Below are 25,175 nucleotides of genomic sequence, written 5' to 3'. Positions count from 1 at the left end.
CACCTACAAACAAACGGCATGGGGTGGTTTGAGTAACTGAAGATAATCGACAGAAATACTGAACGACTAAACTGTGCGGTGGCTGGGGTTACGGCTTGACAACTCCTACCAGTTACAGAAGGATAATTTATTGTTTGATTCATCTCTTGACATTAATCATGAGCAGCCGTATATTAAAGTCGTTGGGATGCTGCAATGCACGGCTTTAATTATGTCTCTGGGATATGAATGAAAGTTACATCATTTCACTGGGAGGTAAGCAAAAAAGCATCGCAAGGTATTAGTGGTGATAATGAACTGCTTAAAGAGCGGTTATTTTAATAAGCTGACTACAGCTTATAGATAAAAAGCATTGCAGTTCTCTTCTTTATTCGTAGCCTTAAACCGTTATTATTCCCTTCAAGTTAAATGGGGAATACTAAGTATTCAAATGATGGACTCCAGTTAAAAGACAAGACGGCATAGGTGGATCTCATTTAGCCTCTCGCAAGAAGTAAAATTCTACGGGGGGCTTTTGTTTGTGATCATTTTGTTATGGCGGTTGGACAGGCAGAATTTAAAACGAACGATCTCAGGACGCCCCTTTTGTTACGCACAACACCTACAATGTGAGGATATTGTTCAACGTCTATACTTGTTGATTTTCATTCGAAAGAATGCATGTCTGTGAAAATTCCTGGACGCTCTGTTACAGGAAGCAACGAGCGCTTTCGTTTATCTCTTTCTGATTTGAGGTTATTCACTATTTTCCTTCCGCATGTCATCCAAACGAGTAGTAATTTCGTAATTCTCATCGAAACGGATCGCCATTCCTTCGGGTCCGGATCTCAGAACATGGCCGGTAGCTGTTAAGATCAGAGTGCCCTCAGGATCTGCCGGAGACCTCGGTTCTTCAAAATGAAGGACTACCTCAATTTTGACCTGTGAACCTTCCGGCAGAGCTCTTGCAAATTTAAGTAATATTCCTCCTGCCGACATATTACTGGTTTCAAGTTCAAGTCTTTCTGCTCGTCCATCTTGAGATGGAATCTCAATCATGGCAGGAACGTCGATATTGAATCTTTCAAATTTTCTCTTGTTGTTCATGGTATCAAATTCATATATCGAATCTCTGTCATATTTGATGGTTTCGTAATAAGTCTAATTTCATCCCTATTTGTCATTCCCGCGAAAGCGGGAATCCGGTAATAATTTCGTGGTTCCCCGCTTTCGCGAGGACGGTGTCTGGACTCGCGCCTCCGCGGGAGTGACAGGATTTTTGACTTTTTACGAGACCGTCAAGATTGGATTGTTCCGGAAGCCTCGCCTTCAAAAAATCTTCTTTTGAATTATCCGATTGTTCGGACAACGCGCTGTTTCCCCGATAAACGACGTCATGATCGTCAGGGGTGTGGGGAGGTATTTTAGTCACTATACTTTGCCGGGTCTTGAATCCCCGCCTCTCTGAATCCTTTTTTCCTTAAAAGGCAGCTGTCGCACTGCCCACAGGCTTTTCCATCCGATAAAGGGTCATAACAGCTATGGGTAATACTATAGTCGATGCCCAGTTCAATCCCCTGCCTGATAATGTCGGCTTTGGACATATGGATAAGAGGCGTTCTTATTTTGATGAGGGTTTTTCCCTCGACACCGGCTTTAGTCGCAAGGTTTGCCATGTTTTCGAACGCCGCGATATATTCCGGACGGCAATCAGGATAACCGCTGTAATCAACAGCATTCACACCGATAAAGATATCCGAGACACCCAGAACCTCCGCCCATGCCAATGCATACGAAAGGAAGATGGTATTTCGAGCCGGAACATAGGTTATGGGTATGCTTTGCTGCATTTCGCTTTCATTGCGGCTTTTCGGTACTTCTCTATCATCGGTCAGTGCCGATCCTCCTATTGTTCTTAAGTCAATATCGATGATCAGATGCTTTATGGCGCCGAGGTACAGGGCAACCCTTTGTGCCGCATCCATCTCCACGAAATGGCGCTGGCCGTAACGGAAACTCAGACTGAAGATTTCGTAACCTTCCGATTTTGCGATGGCCATCACGGTCGTGGAATCGATCCCGCCGCTTGAAAGCACGATCGCCTTTTTATGATGACTCATGAAGTTGCCTTCCTTTATACCCCTCTCATTTCAGATCCCCAGATAATTTTATGGAGCTGAATCTGCATTCTCACATCGATATGATCCGCCAATATCCATTCTGCCAAGAGTTTCGGTTCCATTTGTTTATGAACCGGAGAGAAGATGGGTGGCTTGATTTTCAGATTGCGTTTCCCAATCAAAGACATGATCTTTTTCGCATACACATAGTCTTCCTCGCTTCCGATGACAAATTTGATTTCGTCTTTATCTGAGAGTCTTTTGAGATTTTTGAGGTCGTTATTTTTTGTCTCACCGCTTGAGGGGCACTTGATATCCACTATTTTCACGCAACGGTCATCAATGTTGCTGATATCGAGGCTGCCATTGGTTTCCAGGAGAACCTCAAAGCCTCTTTCAAGCAATTGATGGATCAATTCCGGAGTTTCTTTCTGGATGAGGGGTTCTCCACCCGTAATTTCGATTAATCGGCATCGGTACGATGTTACCCTGTCGATAATCTCGTCTATTTCAAGGTTTTGCCCCTCGTCGTACGCATAACGGGTGTCACAGTATGAGCACCGGAGGTTGCATCCGGTCAATCTTACAAATACACAGGGCCGTCCGGCATGGGAAGATTCTCCCTGGATGCTGTAGAAAAGCTCGTTTACTCTTAACAATTATTCCTCCCAGTAATAAGCTCCCGCACCCCGTGTCTCAGACACCTTTACCTTCGAAATCTTCACATTGTCCGAATTAATTTTACCCCCCAACTCTCTGTATAAAAATTTGGCAATGTTTTCAGATGAGGGATTTGTGTTTTTGAATTCGGGATATTCATTCAGATAGGAATGGTCAAGATCCTTGATAAGATCTTTGATAGCCTGCCTGACGTCTCTAAAATCAATGCCGATTCCGATATCGTTTAATTCCCGGCACCTTACAAAAACTTCAACTATCCAGTTATGCCCGTGTATCTGGGCGCAATTACCCTGATAACCAATCAGTGAATGGGCGGCGGAAAAGTGGGTCTCTACACAAATTTCAAAAACTCCAGGCATAAACTCACCATCCCAGGATCACTTCCGATCCGCATTTTTCTCCCGCTGATCCATCTTGAGACAGCTTCCGGTGAACTGCTTTGCATAACTCTTCATCTCCGAAGCGGCTTCCATCAGTTCACCATGATGCTTAAATGTCCTTTTCTCCGTATCTGATATTCCTATGGAGATACTCGTAATCGGAAAATTAGTCCTGTTGCCATGCCGGTCTGTGGCCGGAATGTAACCGGCATCCCAATCCTCCGGGTCGTAAAACCCCGCTATTACCCTGTCGAACTGTTCAATGATGATCCGTGCCGCGCCTTCGATCAAATCATATTTCATAATGATAACGAAATCATCACCCCCGATGTGTCCAACGAAACATCTCTTAGGCTGTGTGGCCTTCACGATACTGAAGATGATCCGCCCCGTCACACGGATGAGCTCGTCCCCGCGGCCGAATCCGTAGCGGTCGTTAAAGGGCTTGAAATTATCGAGGTCGGCATAGGCGAGGGCAAAAATCTCGTTTTTGTCGAGCCTTCGCTGGATCTGACGAGCTATGGAGAGATTTCCCGGCAGCCGCGTGAGCGGATTGATTTCTACGACTCTGTCAAGGCGCATGATACCAAACGCAACCCTTGAGAGAATATCGTTTTTCACGTCTGCTTTCCGGAGATAATCCTCGAAGAGAATATTCTCCCATTCCGTTGCGTCTATATCACCATCAAAAACAGCGAGGACGGGCAGGCAGCTGAAAATGGGGTCTTCCTTGAGGAGGTTGAGGAAGGAGATGGTTTTTTCATCACCGCGGTCAATCTCAATAACTACGAGGTCGGGTATGTCGTTATAAATGTAATCGAGCGCAGATTGGATATTGCTGAACGCTGCTGTGCGGTAGCGATCCTTGAGTATCCGGCTCGCCAACTTGCAAAACCCCGCGTCTCTGCCGATAATCGTTACCGCTTCCATGGTTAAAGCAGAATCTCCTCCGTTGCTTCAAATGACCCCTCCAGTTCCTGCAACACATCGAGGATATCCTGTTCCGTAAGCTGGAGGCTGTCAAAGGCCGTTTCATTGACTATGGGTACTATATGGTCTCCTGAAAAGCCGAGCCCTCTTGCCTTTATAAGAATGTCCGCAAGGTGGACAATTGCTGTTTCTACAGGTGCGAATTTAGCACCTTGCGGCATGTGGTGGTAGAGGATCGCTTCGGTCAGTTTTTTTGGAAAACGCCACTTCTCGGAAATAACACCGCCGAGTGCAGTATGGTTATCTGCAAAACATCGTTTTTCTGCCTCTGCAATTGAGATATCTTCGGCCACGGCGCAGGCGAGGGCAACCTCGTATGCCGTGCTGAACTCGAGGGCCATGACCACTTTTCCGATGTCGTGGAGAAGACCCGCAACATACACCTCTTCGGGTTCCCTCAGCCCCTTTTTCTGGGCAATGATCTTTGCGGCGGCGGCGCATCCCATTGAATGTTCATAGAGACCGGTCATCGCCTTCTGCATAAGTTCGAAGACCGAAATGCCGAGAAGAAGTCCCTTAACGACATTGAGGCCAAGAAGCATGATCGCATGGGATACTGATGAGATTCGTCCTGGAAAACCATATATGGCAGAGTTCACCATCTTAAGGACTCGGAAAGTAAGAGCAGGGTCCGACTGCACGAAATTTGAGATTTCGGTCAAGGAAACATTTGGTTTCTCCATGATGACTGAAAGCTTTCTGAGCGTCTCAGGCACCGTGGGAAGACGACCAATATTTTCAACTCGGTGGCGCAGGATTTTCGATTCTATGACCTTATTCATATAGTTTTCTGATGTGCCTTTCCGTCGCTCTTTTTATCATTTCCATCTTTAGGTTTCCATGAGAAGTGCGGAAGCGTTTTTCCAAAGCAGCGATCATCTCATCCAGAGGAACTTCCATTTCAATTTTCCCTTCGACGCATACTGCTCCACCCAACTCCATGTCCTGGATTCTTCTGATCCAAGTCTCAGTGAGTTCAATGCCCTCACCGAGAAGTACCATGCCGGTTTTGTTCATTACCGGTTTGGCAAGCCGCATTCCCGGCAGAAGCTTGTCCGCCTGAATTTTTATCATCCCTGATCTCCATTTACGTATTGTGAAAGTCCCTGCTCATGGAGCTGGGCTTCCCTGCGACGGTACAGGCATTTAACGATTGAGGGAGCACATTACTGCCTGTCCGGGAAGATGTTTACTTTTATATTCAGGCCTTGCCGTTACTTCCTAAAACATTGATGATTTTGTGCTTGTAGAGTTCTATCAATGCATCACGGGCCGGACCTAAATATTTTCTCGGATCGAACTCATCAGGTTTTTCATAGAAGACTTTTCTTATCGCCCCTGTTACCGCCAATCTTCCATCAGAGTCGATATTTATTTTGCAAACCGCCGACTTTGCCGCCCTGCGGAGCTGATCTTCAGAAACACCTGCAGTATCTTCAAGCTTCCCACCGTATTTGTTAATTTCATCCACAATTTTCTGCGGTATGGAAGATGCGCCGTGCAAAACTATCGGGAACCCGGATATCCGTCTTTCCACTTCATCCAGGATATCAAACCTTAGCGGGGGGGGGGATTCACCGGGTTTAACCTTGAATTTATACGCTCCAAGGGATGTACCAATTGAGATTGCCAATGAATCAACACCGGTGCGTTTGACAAAATCTTCTACTTCTTCGGGCTTGGTGTAATGGCTATGGAGAGATGAAACTTCATCTTCAACCCCTGCAAGAACGCCCAACTCGCCTTCGACGCTCACATCGTACCGGTGGGAAAAATCAACAACCCATCGGGTAAGCTTTATATTTTCTTCATACGGCAAATGCGAACCGTCAATCATTACCGAGGAAAAGCCGGTATCAATACAGGATTTCACTAAATCAAACGAATCACCATGGTCGAGATGCAGGACGATAGGAATGGCGCATCCCATTTGTGTTGCAACTTCCACAGCCCCTTGCGCCATGTATTGCAAGAGAATCTGGTTTGCATACTGGCGGGCGCCTTTTGAGACCTGTAAAATGACCGGTGATTTTGTTTCAACAGAGGCGGCAATGATAGCTTGTAATTGCTCCAAATTGTTAAAATTAAATGCAGGTATGGCATAACCGCCTTGCATCGCTTTTTTAAAAAGTTCCCGGGTGTTTACCAACCCCAATTCTTTATAGTGTATCATAGGCTCTTACCCTTCTATTATGATTGCTTCGACAGGACACTCGTCCGCCGCTTCTCTCACCTGAACAGTCAACGTGTCTTTTACGGTCTTCATTTTTACAATAGCCATTTCGTCTACAAATTCAAATACTTCCGGGACAATATCTACGCATAATCCACAACCGGCACAGAGTTCCTTGTCAATACTTACTTTCATAGCATGCTCCCTTATTTTTGATCCCCCTTTGGAAAAGGGGGAGTTGTGAGTAAAATAATTATTAAATACCATTCTTGTGGAGGAAGTATACGGAAAAGATACCTGTGTGTCAAAGGAAAATGCCTTTTTAGAGAAGATAAAGCAGCGGTAGTTGACACATAAACCCATTTCCCCTATAGTGGCGCCACATCTATTGAAAAATCTATGGAAAGGAAAGGAATTACATCCTATGACCAGGCGTCCAATCATCGGGCTTAATATGTCTATGGACATGGTTGATAAATATGAAAAGTTCGGCCTGCTGGTACCACTCGGTTACGTTGATTCCATAGCCGGCGCCGGGGGAATACCGCTCTGCCTGCCGCCGTGCTCCGATACAACAATAGCAAAAGAAATGCTTCCACCCCTGGACGGCATTGTCTTTATCGGTGGAGACGATTACCGGCCTGAACACTACGGCGGGCGCCCGCAGCCCGAGGATGAACTGATGCCGGAGCGGCGTGACGGTTTTGACCTGGATCTGGCGAAAATGGTATTGCAGGATACAGCGCTGCCTGTCCTCGGCATTTGCGGCGGCCATCAACTCATCAGCATTGTTCAGGGTGGTTCATTAGTACAGGATATCAAAACAGAATGGGATTTCCCCGCGGACTCTACCCCCTTGCCGCACGCCAGGAAAGAACGAAATGATGAAAAGGAGAGAGACTTCCGTCATCCGGTACGCCTGGAGGTGGATAGCCTTATCGCACGAGTAGTGCAAATTCCGCCGGGAGCTCTGCTCATGACAAATTCGACACATCATCAGTCCGTACATCCCCTCAGGACAGGCCGATATCTGCGGGCCTCTGCCTGGTCACCGGACGGTGTTATTGAAGCGATAGAACCATCGGCTGATTCATCGTGGGCCCTTTCCTGCAGATTCGTGTTGGGCGTTCAGTGGCATCCGGAGCAGATGCAGGATGAGGATCCGCACCGAAATATCTTCCGGGCACTGGTTGAAGCGGCTCAAAAGAAGTGAAGCCTTCTGTAAAAAATATTGATCTGTGAATGATAGTACGTAATCCTTTCAGCGTATTTAAAATCTATTGCAGCGGGAAAATGCTCCTGATGCTTGTCCTTGGTTTCGCGTCGGGAATGCCGCTGGCTCTCACCGGTTCGACTCTTTCAGCATGGATGGTGGCGGAAGGCGTGGATATAAAGACCATAGGATTGTACTCTCTCGTCGGATTGCCCTATGCGTTCAAATTTCTATGGTCGCCGCTGATGGATAGATTCGTGCCGCCGTTTTTAGGAAGAAGGCGGGGATGGATGATCATCACCCAACTGTTACTGATACTCACCATATCCACAATGGGTTTTTTCAATCCCGCCTCGATGCCCATCCTTATAGCAACCATGGCGGTAGCTCTTGCTTTTTTCAGTGCCAGCCAGGATATCGTGCTTGATGCCTACCGAACGGAATACCTCAAACCCGAAGAACGGGGAGCCGGCGCCGGGGTATGGATCATGGGATACAGGGTTGCCCTCCTCGTAAGCGGCGCTCTTGCTCTCATTCTGTCCGATTACGTGTCCTGGAAAATGGTCTATTTCGTTATGGGCATAATGATGGCCATTGGCTGCATTGCCACACTGCTGGCCCCTGAGCCATTGAAATTTAATCCTGCGAGCGAAAGGATCGAACCTCCCAAAAGTCTGATCGAGGCAGTTGTTTTTCCCTTTGTGGAATTCTTCAAGAGGCCGGGGGCGATTGAAATTCTTTTCTTTGTCATTCTTTACAAGATTGGAGATATTACAGCGGCACAGATGACGACACCGTATATATTGAAATATATCGGTTTTTCACGAACCGAGTTAGGGGCTATTTACAAGGGTTTCGGTATGGCGGCGACGATTGCAGGCGCCCTCTTGGGTGGCGCCATCATGTCGAAGTGGAGCCTGAAAAGGTCTCTCATGGTGTTCGGAGTGCTGCAGGGGGTTTCAACCCTTGTTTTCATCATGCTTGAGTTTACGGGCCGCCAGATATGGGCTCTTGCCGTCGTTATCGGGACGGAGAATTTCTGCGGAGGTATGGGGACATCTGCTTATACGGCCCTTCTCATGGGTCTTTGCAACAAAAAGTTTACGGCAACCCAGTACGCCCTCTTAAGCAGTCTCATGGCCGTGGGCCGTTTTGTGACGGGGGCGCCGACAGGATACCTTGCCGATGCCGTGGGGTGGGTGATGTTTTTTGTCATCTGCACCGCTTTGGCGCTGCCCGGATTGCTGCTTCTTCTGAGATACAACAAATGGGCGGTTGAAATACAGAATTAGATTATGGGAAATAAGGACAAAATGTCCCTATTTTATTTAAACATAGATGCCTTCATCGTACCGGAACTGAATACATTCGGATCTACCATGACATTTATCAGGGACGGCTTCCCGGAACTGCGGGCCCGTTCGAGGGCAGGGCGGATCTGGGAAGGTTCGGTGACATGCTCGCCGTGCCCCCCCATGGCCTCCACTATGCGATCATAACGCAGCGGGCTTAAGGTATTTGCAACTTCACCCCGTATGCGGCCATATCTTTCCATTTGTCCGTAGCGAACCTGGTTCCACGCGGCGTTGTTTGCAACCACACCGATTACCGGCATATTGAATCGAATAAGGGTATCGTAATCAAAGCCGGTCAGTCCGAAGGCGCCGTCGCCGAAAAGGACAATGACCTCTGTGTGAGGCATGGCCGCCTTGGCCGCTATGGCAAACGGCGTTCCGACACCAAGGGTGCCGAGAGGACCCGGATCAAGCCAGCGCCCGGGTACACACGGTGTGACGACGCCGGCGGACATTGTTACCACATCCCCGCCATCGGCGATAAAGATAGCATCTTCTGTCATAAAGTCCTTAATCTCCCGGGCAAGGCGCAGGGGGTGGATGGGTACCGCATCGGAGTCAAGAAAGGTCTTGTCCTTTTCCTGGAGATCCTCTTCAATCCGGCATAATTCTTCGAACCACATGTCGCTATGCGCAGGACGTACTATGGCGGCGGTTAGTTGTGCGAGCACCGCCTTCACATCGCCCTGGATACCGATATCGATGTCCCTGTTGTGGCCCAGTTCGCCGTAGTCCAGATCGATCTGAATTACTTTTGCGTCCTTCGAGATGCGTTTGCCGTATGCCAGTCGGAAATCAAAGGGGGTGCCGATAACCATGACTACATCGGCCCGGGAAAGGGCATACCTGCGTGAGCGGGTCATAAACGTGGGGCAATCTCCGGAAAGGCAACCCCTTGCGGCGCCATTGAGATAGGTGGGAATGCTGGTCTTTTCGACAAAAGACGTGAGTTCACTATCAGCACGGCAATGCCAGATCTGTGTGCCGGCGATAATGGCCGGACGCTCCGCGCGTTCCAGCAACGATGCGGCCTGTTTGATCAGTGCAGGGTCGCCATGCAGACGTCCCTGTGAACGGCAGTATGCAGGGAATGTGACGTTATTTAGATCCACGGCAGCATCCAGCACGTCCATGGGAATTTCGAGAAAGGAAGGCCCCGGACGGCCATTAAATGCCTCTCTGAGAGCGGAAGTGATGAATTCGGGGATTCTCTCCGTGTCTGAGCAGGAAGTTGAAAGCTTGGTGATAGGTTTCATAAGAGAAACATGGTCGAGTTCCTGCAATCCACCTTTCAGGAGCTGGCTTCGTGGCGCTTGGCCGCCGATGAGGAGCATGGGTGTCTGGTTGCGGAAGGCGTTTGCTACGCCCGTTACCGCATCAGTTACACCGGGGCCGGCAGTAACAACAGCAACACCGGGAATGCCGGTAAGCCTGCTCCAGGCTTCGGCGGCGTGGGCAGCCGTCTGTTCATGTCTCACGTCGATGATCCGAATCCCCTCATCCATGCAGCCATTATAGATATCGATAATGTGGACGCCGGAAAGGGTAAAAATGGTTGTTACACCCGCCTGCTTCAAAGTCCTTGCCACCAGTTGCCCGCCCGTAATCTGTGCCATCGTGCTGTACCTCCTTCCGATAGAAACACCTTTGTATCGTTAGTATAAGATAAGAGTTTCTGAGTGTCAAACGATTACCGTATTACCAACTTATCCAATTAAGTGTCATTTTGAAGGCACGAAGTGAGGGAGAAATCTTTAATAACAGTGAAAAAGATTTCTCCCTGCAGTCGAAATGACATAACAAAAACAATCGGAGCCGGTGCTATACCAGCAGAAGAGAAAAAACAGAAAGGAGGAGCATCGCCTTCGTTGTGACATCCATGCCTAAGAGGGGTATCAAGATCAGGCTGCCAAGCAGTGAACCCAGACAGCCTCCGAAAAGGTCCGCCGAGTAGAGTGGTGAAATTACATCTTTTTGGTCTTGTATTTCAAAAAGGCTGGCGTACGTGAAAATGCCGGCGACTAAAAAGCCCGCCGCCGCGAGGAGCCAGGAAATCTGTGCGAGACCGGTGGGGGTGCTGATTGTCACTTTTGTTGTTATTACGGCGCATAAGAGGCAAAATCCGGCAAGCAGGCCAACGCCGTACCATCTCACCAGTCTATGCTTATCGGCAAACCGGGCCATCATTGTACTAATGATCATTGCGCCCAGAGCAAGCCCTGCCATGAAGCTCGTGAGCAACAGCCCTATATCCTGATAGAGTACTCCATGTTTGACCTGGTAATAAAGAATGAGGATCGTTTCCAGAACCATCCCCAGAAATCCCGCGACGGCAACGAGCAAAACACGGCGGCAGGCTGGAAGGAAGCGGGAGAGCAGAAAAATGAGAGGGAGGGTGATCCATAATAGCAATGGTAATGGCGGTTTCGTTTCGCCTTTATCAATGAGCGAAGAAAAATCGATGAGAGCAATGTGGGGGAAGAACTTCGATAGCCAGATCATGAAGGCATACTGGTAACAAACCGGTCTGACATCGGTGTTGGGCGGCGCTGTTTCATGCTTCAGTAAATTTCTGATCTCGACAAACCGGTCGTTGGTAAAGAGGTATCTGATGAAATTCGGTGAGATCAATTGTGCTGCAATTTTCTTGTCCTGAAACCTATAGGACATGATTTCCGGTTTGCTAGGGAGAGGCTCACGGGAAGCGGTGACAATGTTTGTTGTTCCCGGGAGAAACATGACATAAGGAAAAACCGATTCCAAAGCGCGGTAGATACTCACGGTGCGGCGGGTCAACGGCGGTGTCCAGAGATTTTCGGCGGAGCGGAGCCTGAAGCCGAGAATGCCTCCGGGATTAAGTTTTGCCGCGCACTGTTCGAAGAATTCCCGCGTGTAGAAACGGTTTGCCTGTCCCGATACCGGTTCCGGCATGCCGACCAGGATGAGGTCGTATGTGGCGCTGTCCTTAAGAAACCGTCGGGGGTCTGTAAGCGTGAGGTGGACATTGGGATCCCTGAGTGATTTCTGAATGTCATCGGATAAATGCCGCGTAACCAGATCCAGCATGGTCGGGTTGAGTTCGACATAGTCGATTCTTGCCGGTTTATGCTTTGCCATTTCCCGGACAATCCCTTCAATTCCTCCGCCCAAGATCAGGATATGCTGTGGATTCGGATGCTGGAGGGCTGACAGATGGCAGAAGTATTCCGCTTCGGTTCCTTCAGTCTCAAATGCCAGGGCGTCATTTTCAAAAACCGAGATTTGATTATAAAGCCGGGTCACGGTAATTCTGCCGTACGGAGAATCTTTGCTTTCAAGGAGGTTCGGATGATTCCAGGAGGTCATTCGCCGGTCAATCGGCGATGCCTGCCAGAGAAACACCAGAAAAATAAGAACCAGAAATAGTGCGGTCCAGCGCAAAAGAAACCTGCCATGACTGCGAAAATAGCCCCCTCCCCGTATCCCTCCTCCCCCTTGATGGGGGAGGGAGGGGTAGGGGTGTTTTCTAATGATGTTTAAGGGTGTGATGACTGAAATAATGCCGCACAGAAATGCAATGGCGCAATTCTGAATTCCCCATGTGAGGAAGAGGGTTGCAAACAACCCCCCCACTAATCCACCTGCACTTTCGATGGCGTAGGCAATAGCCAGTGTCCGGCCGTTTGCCACATATATCTTTGCAGCCCACTGGAATAAAAGACCGGACAACAACCCCGCAGGGAGAAGGGAAATGACGGTAACCGTTAATTGCTGAAGAAAGGAAAGGTATGCACCGGGTACACCGCCGAAGAGGAGGCGGCTGGCGCGAATGAACATAACGTCAAGCGGAAGGGTGATTCCGAAGATGATAAAAAGTAAGGCAATGTGGTTGTATGACGGAAAATGATTCCGGCGGCCGACAAGTGCGCCCAAGGCTGTCCAGAATAGCCAGATGCCGAGGGCAAAGAGGTAAATCAGCTCAATCCCATAGAAGGAAACGTTCAATTCCCGAAGCAGTACAACCTGCCCCAGAATTGAAATCAGCCCGATGGAAAGGAGTGAGATGATCATGAGCGTTATTTAAAGTCAGCTTCGCTGAATGCAACGGCCTGAAAGGTTGAAAATTGAGATCCCTTTTTCCAGCATCCCGTATTCAACCCTGCCTTGCGGCAGAGGTTATCAAGCATTTCTTCACGGGTCCACCCCTGTTCTGTGGCCACTTGGGGAAGGAAAACCGCCGAACGTCCCTCTTTACTGAGTAAAACGCCATCCCGCCCGACAACAATATCCGCGACGCCGGAGACCTGTTTCATGGGCGTCAGTACGGATATTTCAATGTCGATATCATTGAGTTCATCGGCAGATAGAGGGCTGAACCGTCTATCATTCAGCGCTGCCTGAATCGCCATGGTCCCGACGAGCTTGCAGAGAGGTTCGTCTCCGATGATCCGGCCGATGCAGCCGCGGAGCTCACCCTTTTTTTTGAGGGTGACAAAAACCCCTCGATGCTGTTGCAGATTCGGATCGAAACCCCTGGCAAGAGGAACCGTATCGGTCGAAAGGATTCGGGATATGGTTTCCCTGGCAAAGGCAAGTAATGCCTTTTTGTCGGTAGACCGAAGCGAGTTGGATGCCGGAGTCGATGATGGTTCATTTGTTCCGCCTGTGCCTTTCCCGTCCTCTTCCGCAGTCAGTACGACAGCGCCATATCCGACAACCCGAGAACGCTCACCGATAGACACATCTCCCGAATTGGCATAGCTGACAACTACCCCACGGGTGGCCCCCAAAGACCTGGCGGCCGCCATTGCAGCCATGATGGGGGCTTCTCCACAGGCACTGGTGGAGAGTTGAGGAATGCGCCGATCCATTTGGGACTGTATGGTTGAGTGAAGAACGGCCGGCTCTAATTTTGTAACGGCTTCAAGAGTTTCCTTATCCACGGCTGATGCAGCTTCTGCTTCAGGGTAGTGGGAGAGGTCGGAACTGGCGACGATAAGAGCCCGCCTGTTTTTCAAAACCTTTGCAAGGGTTTGGCCGAAACGGGCGCACATTTGCACATCCGGCGAGCCAACAACCGCTGGGACAATTTTTGCCTTGGGAAAGAGAACCTGTACGAACGGCACAATGACTTCAACGGAATGCTCATACTCATGCGGCGATTTATCCAGTGTGCAATCGGGATCTGCTTTTACAAGTGAGGAGACAACGTCTCTGTCAATCATCGCCGTTCCAAGAGGGGTGCGGAATCCCCCTCCGGGATAAAGTGAAATTTTATCAAAACTCGGACTTGTATGGTTCGTTCCCAGGATGACGACCACATCAAACTGCTGATTGCTGACCTGCCTGAACCCGTCGGCGCAAATCTGGCCGGAGAAGATGTAGCCGGCATGGGGAACGATAATAGCGATGGGATTTTTAACTTTGACCGGGACTGCATCCTGAAGGAATTTCTCGATAGCAAGTTTCAGTCTGGGTGCGGAGTCAGTATAGAACTTTCCTGCGACTGCCGGTTCGCGGATATCGGCGTCAGGCGCTTTTGTCGCCTGACACGCTACGGCAAATCCAAGACCGATGACAATCACTATAAGAAACAATCGTAGTATTTTCATTTTTAGGCACCTCTTTCTAAGTCCATACACCGGCGATTTTCCGTTTGCAGAATTTACAGCGTCCACCCTTTATGTTCATCTCCGTGATAAAAAAACCATGCCGTTGTATCACTACTTTTTTACAGTTCGGGCAGTAGGTGTGATTGCCCGGATGACTTGGTACATTGCCCACATATGGATAATGAATTCCTCTACTGAGGGCCATGTCACGCGCGCGTTCCAGCGTGGCAATAGGCGTGGGAGGGAGATTGAGCATTTGGTAGTCCGGATGAAAACGGCTGAAGTGAACGGGGACATCGGGACCGACTTCTCCCAGAATCCAGCTTATTAATCCCCGCAACAGCTTATCGGAATCGTTCAAAGTGGGAACCACTAAGTTCACGATTTCGAGATGGGTGCGGCTCTTGGCTATCTGTTTTATACTTCTGAGCACAGGTCGCAGTTCCGCGTTGCTTACTGTACGATAAAAATTGTCACTATACCCCTTAAGGTCAATCTTGATGGCATCCAGCACCTTGCACATTTCGGCTAACGGCACCTCATTCATGAATCCGCAGCTTATCAAAACTGAACGAAGTCCCTGCTTTTTCGCATCCCGGGCAATATCGGTCAGGTATTCCGTATAGACCGTCGGTTCATTGTAGCTGAAGGCGATGACACGGGCCCTGCGGGATACTACAGATTTGACGAGTTTGTCGGGTGGTGTAAACGGAACATGGTAATCCTCCGGCCAGGACTGTGAGAGTTCCCAGTTTTGGCAAAACTTGCACTGAAACGGACAGCCTGAGGTTCCCACGGTATATGCGTCTGCCCCCGGAAGAAAGTGATAAAAGGGTTTCTTCTCGATCGGATCGACATGGATAGAGACAGGACGTCCATAGACGAGACTGCGCAGTTCTCCCTTAACGTTCATGCGTGTGCGGCACCTGCCCCGCTGGCCATCTCTGATGACACAATTATGGGCGCACAGGAGGCATTTAACAATGTTTTCCTTATGAACGTAACGCTTGCCTTGAATGCCGGCCTGGTTGCTGTGGCATGCGAAACAATTGGCGCCGGCAGACGTGGGCGAAGTCCAGTAACGTGCACGGGGAGCTGACCGAACGATTTCGTCGATAGAATAAGCGGCGAAGGCGAGACCCGAATCATCGCCCGTCAACAACCTCTGCCAGAAGGGATCGGACAGAATTATGCCGGCGCCGCCAAGTATCGGTGCAAATCTTGCTAATGTTGTTAAAAACTCACGGCGTGTAATCATGGCTGTATGCCACTTAAAGTACTTATCACGAAAATTGCCTTTGAAATCTCTTTTCATTTCTTAATATAACTATAAGAGCAATGATACCGGTAAGTCAATGATACAATAAATACAAATAAAACCAAATACCTCACAATTGCCTTGTTTTTACAGGGACGAAAAAAAACGCAAGGGTAAGGCCGAAGGTCGGCAATGGTTCCTGCAAAAGGGGAACTTATCGCGCCGGCCGTGGCGCCGGAGGTGTAGAGAAAACCGATCTGGCTTTTGGTTAAGCCGATTTCAGCCATATAGATGGATATAATGGAATAAACGATGCCTGTGCATATCATAAAGGGAAAAACCGCAAGGCACACGAGATAGAGTTCTTTTTTCCGCATAGTTTTGTTCCTTTCAAAGAAGATATGATTTTACACTGCCGGCTGCTGTACCCGGAAGATGGGGAAATCTTTTGTTTTCAAACCGTTCAGATGGTATAGTGGTACACCAAGTCATGTCATCATACACCAGTGTAAAGGTTTTTCAAATGAAGAGATTTTCCAGGACTGTGACGTTCATTACAGGCGCCTCATCGGGCATCGGGGCTGCTCTGGCTCTGGAGGTGGCGCGCCAGGGCGGCGACGTAGTACTCGTTGCACGCCGTCAGGAGCGATTGCGGAAACTTGCGCGTGAGATAGAATCGATGGGAGGGCGTGTCCTCGCTGTTCCTTGCGATATAAACATTAGCGGAGATCTTGAGCGGGTGGTAGAGAAAACAAAAGAGGAATTTGGCCGGATCGATTATGTCTTTGCCAATGCAGGATTCGGTGTTGCCGGGCGCTTCGAAAAGCTGACCGTTGAGGATTTCCGGCGTCAGTTTGAAACGAACATATTCGGAGTACTGAGGACTGTTTACGCAACCAGGGAGCAGCTCATTGCATCTCGTGGATGTCTCGGGCTCATCGGCAGTATTAATGGCTATATCGCAACACCCCGTCTTTCGGCATACTCAATGAGTAAATTTGCAATCCACGGACTTGCCGAGTCGCTCCGGTATGAGTTCCAACCCCACAGTGTCGGCGTTGTCCTTATCGTTCCCGGATTTGTGCAGACAGAGATCCGCCAGGTGGATAAATGGGGTATATATCATCCTGAAATGCAGGATCGCATCCCCGCCTGGCTGCAGATATCCTCCGAAGAAGCTGCGCGCCAGATTGCACAGGCAATTCAAAGGCGACAGCGTGTAAAAATTATCACCAAGCATGGTAAAATAGCCGTATTCCTTCAGCGTCACTGCCCGGGACTCCTGTCCGCGATTATTTCCCGGCTGAGCGCAAAAGGGTTTATCTGATAGATCCCTTCCTTTGGTCGGGACAAGGATTTCTTCCTCTGGTCAAAATGACAAAGGAGAAGGATTTCAAAGCTCTCACCATTTGAACGAGAGGTTTAAACAATGAACCGTATCAAAGTATCTTCCATTCTATTGGTACTCTTTTTCTTTGTGCCGTTCATGGGCCATTGCCTGGAGATTCAAAAAGTATCTCCGACCTCATTTCACGGGGTGTCGGATCATATCAAAAAGTATAACCGTCTGCCGGATAACTTTATCACGAAAAACGAAGCGAAAAAACTGGGCTGGAACCCGGCCAGGGGAAATCTATGGGATGTTGCGCCGGGCAAGCATATCGGCGGTGATGTATTTCACAACAGGGAAAAAAAGCTTCCGGTAAAGAGAGGGCGAAGCTGGTATGAGGCGGACATTAATTACAAAGGCGGCAAACGGGGGAAAGACCGGATCATATATTCCAGCGATGGCCTTATTTACAAGACGGAGGATCACTACAGAACATTTACGAGGATACAATGATGAGAAAAATCGTTTTTGATTTTTCACATGTGGAGAGTATTGATCAGCTCCACAGTGAGCTTGCCCGCATATTCGATTTTCCGGACTATTACGGGGCAAACCTTGATGCCCTCTACGATTGCCTGAGCGGGGACATTGAGTTGCCCCTCAGGATTATCTGGAAAAATTATAACATAACGCGATCGAAGATAGGGAAGGATGCCGAAAAGGTTTTAAAAGTTATGAAGGATTTTGCAAAAGATGAACCGGATTTTACCCTAGAGGTCGAATAAATTTCGAAAAAGGATCTACCGTATGAATTACAGTGTCGAAATAGTTATTTTCGTGATTGGGGTTTGCCTGGGCGGATTGGGTATTTACCTGCTCCTCAGATCGAAGGGGGAAGTGGAGCGTTCCGCTCTGACCGAGAGAATCAATATCAGGGAAATACAGTTGCGGGAATTCCAGTCTGCCCTTGATACGTCGAAGGAAGAGATTTCCGGTCTGCGTGAGGAAGTTAAAGTGCAGTCGGACAGACGCTCAACTGCGGAAGAAAAGAATACACGCATACCGGAGCTTGAATTGGCAGTTTCGATGAAAGAGAAGAGAATAGCGGATCTGCAAACAGAAAATACGGACTTGAAGGCAAAGCTCTCGGAGATTGAGACAAGACTGGCGGAAGAGCGAAAAGCAGCAGAAGAAAAACTCAAACTCCTCGACGAGGCCCGTCAGAAATTGTCCGATGCATTCAAGGCGCTGTCTGCGGATGCACTCAAGAGCAGTAACGCGTCATTTCTTGAGCTGGCGAGAGAAACTCTGGAAAGGTACCAGGAATCTGCAAAAAGTGATTTGCAAATTCGGCAAACGGCCATCGATGAACTTGTCAAACCGCTCAAGGAGTCGCTGGAGAAGGTTGACGGTAAGATTCGGGAAATAGAACATGCCCGCACGAGCGCATACGTTTCTCTTACGGAACAGATAAAGTCGCTTGCTACGACACAGAACCTGCTCCAGTCTGAAACGACGAATCTTGTCAGGGCGCTCCGCGCGCCGATAGTGAGGGGCCGCTGGGGTGAAATCCAGCTTAAGAGAGTGGTGGAAATTGCCGGGATGGTTGAATACTGTGATTTCCTGCAGCAGGAATCTGTTACGACTGAAGACGGTCCCCGGCGTCCGGACATGATTATAAAGCTTCCCAACGATAACAACATTGTAGTGGATGCCAAGGCGCCACTGCAGGCTTACCTCGAATCATTGGAAGCTCAGGATGAAACAACCCGTGTTGCACAATTGAAGGAACATGCACGGCACATCCGGGCACACCTTATGAGCCTCGGGAAAAAAGAATACTGGGATCAGTTTAAGCCTACTCCGGAATTTGTCGTGCTTTTTCTGCCGGGCGAAACATTCTTCAGCGCGGCGCTCGAGCAGGACCCGGGATTGATTGAGTTCGGGGTTGAGCAGCGCGTTATACTGGCAACGCCTACCACTCTGATCGCTCTGTTGAAAGCGGTTGCTTATGGCTGGCGCCAGGAGAAACTTGCAGAAAATGCCCAGGAGATAAGCAATCTAGGCAAGACCCTCTATGATCGCATCAGGGTTCTGGCCGGACATTTTTCTGAAATGGGGAAGAACCTGGACCGAACGGTGGAGCTCTATAATAAAGCCGTTGGATCTCTCGAAGGGAGAGTGCTCGTTACTGCGCGGAAATTTAAAGAACTGGGAGCGTCGACAGGCGAAGATATAGATGTGCTGGAAAATGTGGACAGATCCGCGCGGTCACTACAGTCGCCTGAAATGGCCGTTGATCCGGAAGGATCAGAAGAGAGCAATACCTAGACTGTTACAACACAGAAGGCGGCATATCTCTAAAAATACGCCCATCGCGCATATACTCGACAATTCCCCCGTCTTCCTCAATCATAACGGTGAGAATGGCATTGATTTCCTTATTCTCAGTGGATGTTATCGCCTCTTCAATCGTTGTAAAACGTGATAGTTCTTCAATTGTCACCAGCGTGGGGACAACCATGTTAAATTTCTGCCGGGAATAGCCATTGAGGGCTTCCTGAGGGGTAATCCATATATGTCTCGTTAATTCAATTCCGTCGTGAATGGCCTCCTGGTTTGCAGGTGCTTCAGCAATAAAGAACCTGACATCGTAACGGAGGGGTAACAATAGGGGAGTAATCCAGTGCGAAAAGTAGTGAAGACGGTCGGCGGCCAGCGTCAGTCCCTCATTCAGAAGGATAGTTTTTAAAGAAATTACTCCGGTCTGTAGTTTCTTGCGATATGCATGAAAAAGATGCCGGATATCTTCAGAATCGAAAGAAACCGGAGTTTTATCTCTGTGATAGGCCAGCAACAGGCCGACTTCTTCAAATGTTTCCCGGATACCCGCCACCCATGCGCCAAGGGCCTTTTCCGGTGAAGACATATCGTGGAGAATAGTTTGAGCTTTTTTCAGGTCAACACCGGTGCAAAGGTTTTCACTATCCGGAGAATGATCTTCCTGATCCAGACAGCCGCCGGGGAATACATAGGAATCAGGTACGAATTTGCTGTCCCGGTGTCTTAACACCATCAGGACCTCAAAGCTCCCCTTGTCTGAATTTGGTGACTGCCGGAGAAGGATGAGCGTTGCAGCGTCTTTCGGTTTAACTGCCATATTTCCACTATTGTGATGGTTTTTATTCTAAAAATCTTTATTCAAAATGAATTTTAAAGCAACTTATTTTTATTAAAGGCAAGGCATATATTTCTTTTCGAGGATTCATAAAAGAATGGCGAATCCGAAAACGCTTCTTTCATACCTGGGTGTATTTGTGCTACTCTGATGCCCGGGTGAAATTGCAGGGGGTATGCTATGAAGTCTTTGCGATGGAATATTTTAAAAAGCACCGGAAATCCGGCCTTCTTTCAAAGATTTTCCCGTATCTTTCTATTTACTTTTTGCATGATGTTGCTGACGGGAACGCCTGCGCGGGGTGATCTTCCCTCTATCCTTGAACCGCCATCTTCATCGTCGATAATTTCATCAATTACTATTGCCGGGCCGCTGGATTTTTGCGGCGAACCCGTTCCACTTGATAATCCGGAAGTTCGCGAGCGACTGGAGAAGGAACTCCTGGTCATTCTCTGGAACCGTCCCCAGGTAATTCTCTGGATGAAACGATCCGGCCGTTTTATGCCTTTCATAGTGGAAATGCTGAAGCAGAATAATATGCCGGAAGACCTCAAGTACCTTGCGATCATAGAAAGTTCTCTGATATCTCACATGAGTTCTTCAAAGGGTGCAAAAGGATACTGGCAGTTTATCGAAGGGACAGGAAAAAAATATGGTCTTAAGATTGATTCAGACATTGACGAACGCAGAAATTTTTTTTCATCCACTAGGGCTGCCATCGGTTATCTGAAAAAGCTCTATGAGATACTCGGATCGTGGACACTGTCGGCTGCCGCCTATAATATGGGAGAAGGAGGTCTGAAAGCAGAAATGCTGGTTCAGAACACCGACAACTATTATAATCTCTATCTCCCGGTTGAAACACAGCAATATGTTTTACGCGCAATTTCTGTAAAAGTGATTTTATCCAACCCCGAAAAATACGGATTCAAATTGGCGAAGGAAGACCTTTATCCACCCCTGCAATTTGATCGTATTGAACTTGTGTGTGATCAGGAAACGCCTGTTTCTATAATAGCTCAGGCTGCAAAGACGTACTTCAAGGTAATAAAGGATTTGAACCCTGAGATCAGGGGATATTATTTGACCAAAGGCAAACATGTTGTGCTGGTTCCCAGAGGCGCCTCCGACGGATTTCAGGCAAGGTATGAAGGTCTATTAAAAAAATGGCTGGCGGAGCGTAAAGAACACGTCTATGTGGTCAAAAAGGGAGAGAATCTTTCTTCAATTGCCGCCCGCTTTGACGTGCCGCTGCCGGCGCTCCTCATATGGAATCATCTTGGTACTAAAAAACAGGTTAAGCCGGGTGATCGGCTGTTTGTTTTTCCGGTCGAAGGAAAATTGAAAAAATGATTCTGGCCGCCTGTCTGCGAAATCAAATGTTATCCATACCTTGACAAATACAATTTAGTGACTATTAATTGTATACTTTCGAAATTTAATCAATTGGCAGTCGTGCCCTGTATCTTTCAATATTAATAAAATCAAAAGGAGTAATTTCAATATAATATTCACAAATTTTTTGAGGAGGTAAAGAAGGTATGAAATTCAAGCCATCGAATGATTACGTGCTGGTTTCACATGTTAAGGCGGAAGAAAAGACATCCGGGGGGATTATTATTCCCGATACGGTCAAGGAGAAACCGCAGGAAGGAAAAGTGGTAGCTGTAGGCCCCGGAAGGAGGGATCGTGACGGCAACCGGATTGCAACGGAGGTAAAGAAAGGGGACCGGTTAATGTTCGGGAAATATGCCGGTACGGAGATCAAGATCGACGGCGTCGATCATGTTATTATGAAAGAAGATGAAATATTCTGCATTATTGGATAATAAAAGGAGGTTATAAATATGGCGGCAAAAGAGATTAAATACGATATGGATGCCCGTGAAAAGATTATGAAAGGTGTAAATACCCTGGCGGGCGCGGTCAAGGTGACGCTTGGGCCGAAAGGGCGCAACGTTGTCATTGCAAAATCCTGGGGTGCACCCACAATCACCAAAGACGGGGTGACGGTAGCAAAGGAGATAGAACTGGAGGATAAATTTGAGAATATGGGTGCTCAGATGGTGAAAGAGGTTGCCTCCAAAACCTCTGATGTGGCAGGAGACGGCACCACCACGGCAACCATTTTAGCGGAGGCTATTTACCACGAAGGATCTAAGCTTGTAGCTGCCGGAATGAATCCCATGTCTCTTAAAAGGGGTATTGATAAGGGCGTACAGATTGTTGTGGACGAATTGAAGAAGATTTCCAAGCCGATAAAGGGCAAGAAAGAGATTACCCAGGTTGGCGCCATTTCCGCCAATAACGACGCGACTATTGGTGAGATTATTTCCGAGTCTATGGAAAAAGTAGGCAAAGAAGGCGTCATTACCGTAGAAGAAGCAAAATCTATGGAAACTACCCTGGAAATTGTTGAAGGGATGCAGTTTGACCGGGGCTATATTTCACCCTATTTTGTGACAGATCCGGAGAAGATGGCTGTTCACCTGGATGATCCATACATTCTGCTGAACGAGAAAAAGATAAGCAGCATGAAAGATATGCTGCCTATATTGGAGCAGATTGCAAAGATGGGTAAGCCTCTGTTGATCGTTGCGGAAGATATAGAGGGTGAGGCCCTGGCAACGCTCGTCGTCAACAAGATTCGCGGCACCCTCAAATGCGCGGCGGTTAAAGCCCCCGGCTTCGGTGACAGAAGAAAGGCCATGCTTGAGGATATTGCCGTTTTGACAGGAGGGAAGGTCATTGTAGAGGATTTAGGCATCAAATTGGAAAATGTCACGTTAAAGGATTTAGGGACATGCAAGCGTCTTACCATTGACAAGGACAACACAACTATAATCGACGGCGGCGGAAATAAATCCGATATCGAAGGCAGAGTGAAGCAGATTCGGGCACAGATTGAGGAGACCACATCGAATTATGACAAGGAAAAATTGCAGGAGCGTCTGGCGAAGTTAGTCGGCGGCGTCGCGGTAATCAAAGTGGGTGCGGCTACCGAATTCGAGATGAAAGAGAAGAAGGCGCGCGTTGAGGATGCATTGAACGCAACACGGGCTGCTGTCGAGGAAGGCATTGTGCCTGGTGGGGGAGTTGCATACCTGCGGAGTTTACCTGCTCTGGGGAAAGCCAGGATTGCCGACGATGAGAAGTATGGGTTGAACATTCTCAAACGGGCTCTTGAAGAACCGACGAGGCAGATTGCCGTTAATGCGGGGTTCGAGGGTTCGATTGTTGTGGAGAAGGTGAAAGCGGGTAAAGATGATTATGGATTCGATGCCGAAAACGGCAAGTATGTGAACATGACAAAAGCAGGAATTATTGATCCGACGAAAGTAGCTCGCTTTGCCCTTCAGAACGCAGCATCTGTGGCTTCACTGCTCCTGACCACGGAGGCCATGGTTGCTGAGAAACCCAAGAAGAAGAAAGCGCCGGCGATGCCGGGAGGAATGCCGCCGGACATGGGTGATTATGACTATTAAGGTTCAAGGGGCAAGGGGCAAGGTAAAAGGTAAAAGGTACAAGGTAAAAGGTACAAGGTACAAGGTAAAAGGTACAAGGTACAAGGTACAAGGTACAAGGTACAAGGTACAAGAAAGTGACTTGAGCCGGCAGGGTCCCTCCACCCCCCTTTGTTAAAGGGGGGGATGGGGGGATTTTAGTTTGTCAAATCCTTTGCGGTCTGAATTAAGCCTTTCAGAAGATCGGACATCTTATCGAAATTCAAGGTGTCGATGGTATCCGTTTCGGTATGATAATTCGGATTTCGGTAAAAAGCGGTATCTGTGATCATAACGGCAGGATACCCCATTTTCCAGAATGAGCGATGATCGGAAAAGTCGACACCGGGAACGAAACTGACTGTTGACAAGGTTTCAACGGGAATACCGCAACTTTCCTCCAGAGAATGGTTAACCTTTTCCACCAGGTTTCTCGAACTCAAATTGCCCACAATGGCGATAAAATTTGGGGTGGATGAAAACATGAGGTTCATCAGGGGAAGGGGAAACGTCTGACCGCCTTTTTTATCGGTATAATATCCTAACATTTCAAGGGAAATCATGGCTTTAATGTTTTCATTCTTAGCTTTAGCCTCCCGTGCATAGACAGCGCTCCCCATATGTTCGGACCTGAAGACAGGGGGCTCTTCTATGACGAAAAAAATCAACTTTAATGTCCTTTCCGGTGAAAAGCCTTTCAATATCCTGCACATTTCGAGAAGGATGGCAACGGCGCCGGCATTGTCATCAGCGCCGGGCGTACCATAAACGGTATCATAGTGAGCGCCGATAATAACCGTTTCATCCGGATTTCTTACACCGTTTATTGAAACGATGATGTTGCTGTATACCTTTCCGCCGTAATTGCAGTTTTGCAGTGTGGGGTCATAACCGAAATCTTCGAGACGGGATATAATGTAATTCTTTGTTTCCTCTATTTTATCGTATTCATATACGCTCCTTGAACCAATGCGGACGCTTAAATGTTCAACATGCTTGTATAATTGATGAATATTTCCGTTAAGAGTCGAGTCCGCTCTGGTTATCGATACAGAAGGGGTATATCGTATTTTCAATACGGAGTAGATAATAAATGCGGCAAGTAAAATAATGATTAATAAAATAGAGCCGATCATTTTTTTCATCATTTGATTAGGGAGTGTATCTTACACAACAGTATTTATTATTTAAGGAAGAATTGGTATTTGTATGAGTGCTTGTGGTTTTTCTCTTGAAAAGGACTCTCCTTTAGGATATAGGAACCAAACATTGGGCGGTTAACTCAGTGGGAGAGTGCTACCTTCACACGGTAGAAGTCACAAGTTCAAATCTTGTACCGCCTACCAATGAAATTAAGGGGTCGGCTGTCTTGCAGCCCGCCCCTTTTTCCGTTTATTATGGCACGCAACAATTAAAGCTCTCCT

The 25,175-nt window shown here is 48.0% G+C and carries 25 protein-coding genes and 1 tRNA gene; 10 read left to right on the top strand and 16 right to left on the bottom strand.

The features are described from left to right. Window positions 1-735 precede the first annotated feature (735 nt). From NTW12_08860 to NTW12_08820, 9 genes are all read right to left on the bottom strand, one after another. Window positions 736-1,086 carry a PilZ domain-containing protein gene (locus NTW12_08860; protein MCX5846452.1) on the bottom strand — a complete coding sequence of 117 codons (351 nt, stop codon included), beginning with the start codon at window positions 1,084-1,086 and terminating at the stop codon, window positions 736-738. 317 nt (window positions 1,087-1,403) lie between these two features. After that, window positions 1,404-2,099, bottom strand: a complete 696-nt coding sequence (gene queC, locus NTW12_08855) for a 7-cyano-7-deazaguanine synthase QueC (protein ID MCX5846451.1) — start codon at window positions 2,097-2,099, stop codon at window positions 1,404-1,406. Window positions 2,100-2,113: 14 nt separating this feature from the next. Continuing rightward, on the bottom strand, window positions 2,114-2,758 hold the full coding sequence (locus tag NTW12_08850) for a radical SAM protein (protein MCX5846450.1): 645 nt from the start codon (window positions 2,756-2,758) through the stop codon (window positions 2,114-2,116). Continuing rightward, window positions 2,759-3,139: a 6-carboxytetrahydropterin synthase QueD gene (gene queD / locus NTW12_08845; protein MCX5846449.1), complete on the bottom strand. Its 381-nt coding sequence runs from the start codon at window positions 3,137-3,139 to the stop codon at window positions 2,759-2,761. An 18-nt stretch (window positions 3,140-3,157) separates the two neighbouring features. Then, a complete protein-coding gene (locus NTW12_08840) occupies window positions 3,158-4,090 on the bottom strand; it encodes a GGDEF domain-containing protein (protein ID MCX5846448.1) in 933 nt (310 codons plus the stop codon). A 2-nt stretch (window positions 4,091-4,092) separates the two neighbouring features. Beyond that, a complete protein-coding gene (locus NTW12_08835) occupies window positions 4,093-4,932 on the bottom strand; it encodes an HDOD domain-containing protein (GenBank protein ID MCX5846447.1) in 840 nt (279 codons plus the stop codon). Then, on the bottom strand, window positions 4,925-5,224 hold the full coding sequence (locus NTW12_08830; protein ID MCX5846446.1) for a hypothetical protein: 300 nt from the start codon (window positions 5,222-5,224) through the stop codon (window positions 4,925-4,927). Before NTW12_08830 ends, NTW12_08835 begins: the two co-directional genes overlap by 8 nt. 127 nt (window positions 5,225-5,351) lie before the next feature. Beyond that, entirely contained in the window at window positions 5,352-6,323 is a 972-nt protein-coding gene (locus NTW12_08825; GenBank protein ID MCX5846445.1) for a class II fructose-1,6-bisphosphate aldolase, read from the bottom strand. 6 nt (window positions 6,324-6,329) lie between these two features. Continuing rightward, entirely contained in the window at window positions 6,330-6,518 is a 189-nt protein-coding gene (locus tag NTW12_08820; GenBank protein ID MCX5846444.1) for a ferredoxin, read from the bottom strand. A gap of 229 nt (window positions 6,519-6,747) precedes the next feature. Between NTW12_08820 and NTW12_08815 the strand changes: the two genes are divergently transcribed. Beyond that, complete coding sequence (locus NTW12_08815; GenBank protein ID MCX5846443.1) at window positions 6,748-7,536, top strand: gamma-glutamyl-gamma-aminobutyrate hydrolase family protein; 789 nt, start codon at window positions 6,748-6,750, stop codon at window positions 7,534-7,536. 29 nt (window positions 7,537-7,565) lie between these two features. Then, window positions 7,566-8,828 carry an MFS transporter gene (locus tag NTW12_08810; GenBank protein MCX5846442.1) on the top strand — a complete coding sequence of 421 codons (1,263 nt, stop codon included), beginning with the start codon at window positions 7,566-7,568 and terminating at the stop codon, window positions 8,826-8,828. 32 nt (window positions 8,829-8,860) lie between these two features. Here NTW12_08810 and NTW12_08805 read toward each other — a convergent pair whose 3' ends face one another. From NTW12_08805 to NTW12_08785, 5 genes are all read right to left on the bottom strand, one after another. After that, window positions 8,861-10,507, bottom strand: coding sequence for a thiamine pyrophosphate-binding protein (locus NTW12_08805; GenBank protein ID MCX5846441.1), 1,647 nt, complete (start codon window positions 10,505-10,507; stop codon window positions 8,861-8,863). A gap of 205 nt (window positions 10,508-10,712) precedes the next feature. Continuing rightward, window positions 10,713-12,941, bottom strand: coding sequence for a hypothetical protein (locus NTW12_08800; protein ID MCX5846440.1), 2,229 nt, complete (start codon window positions 12,939-12,941; stop codon window positions 10,713-10,715). A 5-nt stretch (window positions 12,942-12,946) separates the two neighbouring features. Then, window positions 12,947-14,482, bottom strand: a complete 1,536-nt coding sequence (gene amrB, locus NTW12_08795; GenBank protein ID MCX5846439.1) for an AmmeMemoRadiSam system protein B — start codon at window positions 14,480-14,482, stop codon at window positions 12,947-12,949. 16 nt (window positions 14,483-14,498) lie between these two features. Further along, the gene (amrS, locus tag NTW12_08790) at window positions 14,499-15,740 is read right to left on the bottom strand and encodes an AmmeMemoRadiSam system radical SAM enzyme (protein ID MCX5846438.1); all 1,242 of its coding nucleotides are present in this window, start codon (window positions 15,738-15,740) and stop codon (window positions 14,499-14,501) included. A 53-nt stretch (window positions 15,741-15,793) separates the two neighbouring features. Continuing rightward, window positions 15,794-16,117, bottom strand: coding sequence for a hypothetical protein (locus NTW12_08785; GenBank protein ID MCX5846437.1), 324 nt, complete (start codon window positions 16,115-16,117; stop codon window positions 15,794-15,796). A 146-nt stretch (window positions 16,118-16,263) separates the two neighbouring features. Between NTW12_08785 and NTW12_08780 the strand changes: the two genes are divergently transcribed. The 4 genes from NTW12_08780 to rmuC all read left to right on the top strand — a co-directional run bounded on the left by NTW12_08780 (window position 16,264) and on the right by rmuC (window position 19,401). Continuing rightward, window positions 16,264-17,067, top strand: a complete 804-nt coding sequence (locus NTW12_08780; protein MCX5846436.1) for an SDR family NAD(P)-dependent oxidoreductase — start codon at window positions 16,264-16,266, stop codon at window positions 17,065-17,067. A 159-nt stretch (window positions 17,068-17,226) separates the two neighbouring features. Next, complete coding sequence (locus tag NTW12_08775) at window positions 17,227-17,583, top strand: ribonuclease (GenBank protein ID MCX5846435.1); 357 nt, start codon at window positions 17,227-17,229, stop codon at window positions 17,581-17,583. Further along, window positions 17,580-17,855: a barstar family protein gene (locus NTW12_08770; protein MCX5846434.1), complete on the top strand. Its 276-nt coding sequence runs from the start codon at window positions 17,580-17,582 to the stop codon at window positions 17,853-17,855. Before NTW12_08775 ends, NTW12_08770 begins: the two co-directional genes overlap by 4 nt. Window positions 17,856-17,877: 22 nt before the next feature. Next, window positions 17,878-19,401 (top strand): DNA recombination protein RmuC, encoded by a 1,524-nt coding sequence (gene rmuC, locus NTW12_08765; GenBank protein MCX5846433.1) that lies wholly within the window; start codon window positions 17,878-17,880, stop codon window positions 19,399-19,401. A gap of 4 nt (window positions 19,402-19,405) precedes the next feature. Here the strand turns inward: rmuC and NTW12_08760 are convergent, their stop codons facing one another. Beyond that, window positions 19,406-20,230, bottom strand: a complete 825-nt coding sequence (locus NTW12_08760; GenBank protein ID MCX5846432.1) for a hypothetical protein — start codon at window positions 20,228-20,230, stop codon at window positions 19,406-19,408. A gap of 198 nt (window positions 20,231-20,428) precedes the next feature. Here NTW12_08760 and NTW12_08755 point away from each other — a divergent pair, with 198 nt between their 5' ends. The 3 genes from NTW12_08755 (at window position 20,429) to groL (ending at window position 23,733) form a co-directional block, all read left to right on the top strand. After that, on the top strand, window positions 20,429-21,601 hold the full coding sequence (locus NTW12_08755) for a transglycosylase SLT domain-containing protein (protein ID MCX5846431.1): 1,173 nt from the start codon (window positions 20,429-20,431) through the stop codon (window positions 21,599-21,601). Window positions 21,602-21,789: 188 nt separating this feature from the next. Further along, the gene (locus NTW12_08750; protein MCX5846430.1) at window positions 21,790-22,077 is read left to right on the top strand and encodes a co-chaperone GroES; all 288 of its coding nucleotides are present in this window, start codon (window positions 21,790-21,792) and stop codon (window positions 22,075-22,077) included. An 18-nt stretch (window positions 22,078-22,095) separates the two neighbouring features. Next, window positions 22,096-23,733, top strand: coding sequence for a chaperonin GroEL (groL, locus tag NTW12_08745; GenBank protein ID MCX5846429.1), 1,638 nt, complete (start codon window positions 22,096-22,098; stop codon window positions 23,731-23,733). 176 nt (window positions 23,734-23,909) lie between these two features. Here the strand turns inward: groL and NTW12_08740 are convergent, their stop codons facing one another. After that, the gene (locus NTW12_08740; protein ID MCX5846428.1) at window positions 23,910-24,899 is read right to left on the bottom strand and encodes a M20/M25/M40 family metallo-hydrolase; all 990 of its coding nucleotides are present in this window, start codon (window positions 24,897-24,899) and stop codon (window positions 23,910-23,912) included. Window positions 24,900-25,022: 123 nt separating this feature from the next. Here NTW12_08740 and NTW12_08735 point away from each other — a divergent pair. Continuing rightward, window positions 25,023-25,097 (top strand) — tRNA-Val (locus tag NTW12_08735). Window positions 25,098-25,175 lie beyond the last annotated feature (78 nt).

Source organism: Deltaproteobacteria bacterium (assembly GCA_026388545.1).
In the GTDB taxonomy this organism is placed as follows: domain Bacteria; phylum Desulfobacterota; class Syntrophia; order Syntrophales; family UBA2185; genus JAPLJS01.
Note: the sequence above shows the minus strand (reverse complement) of the source record. Positions and strands in the feature narration are given on the sequence as shown.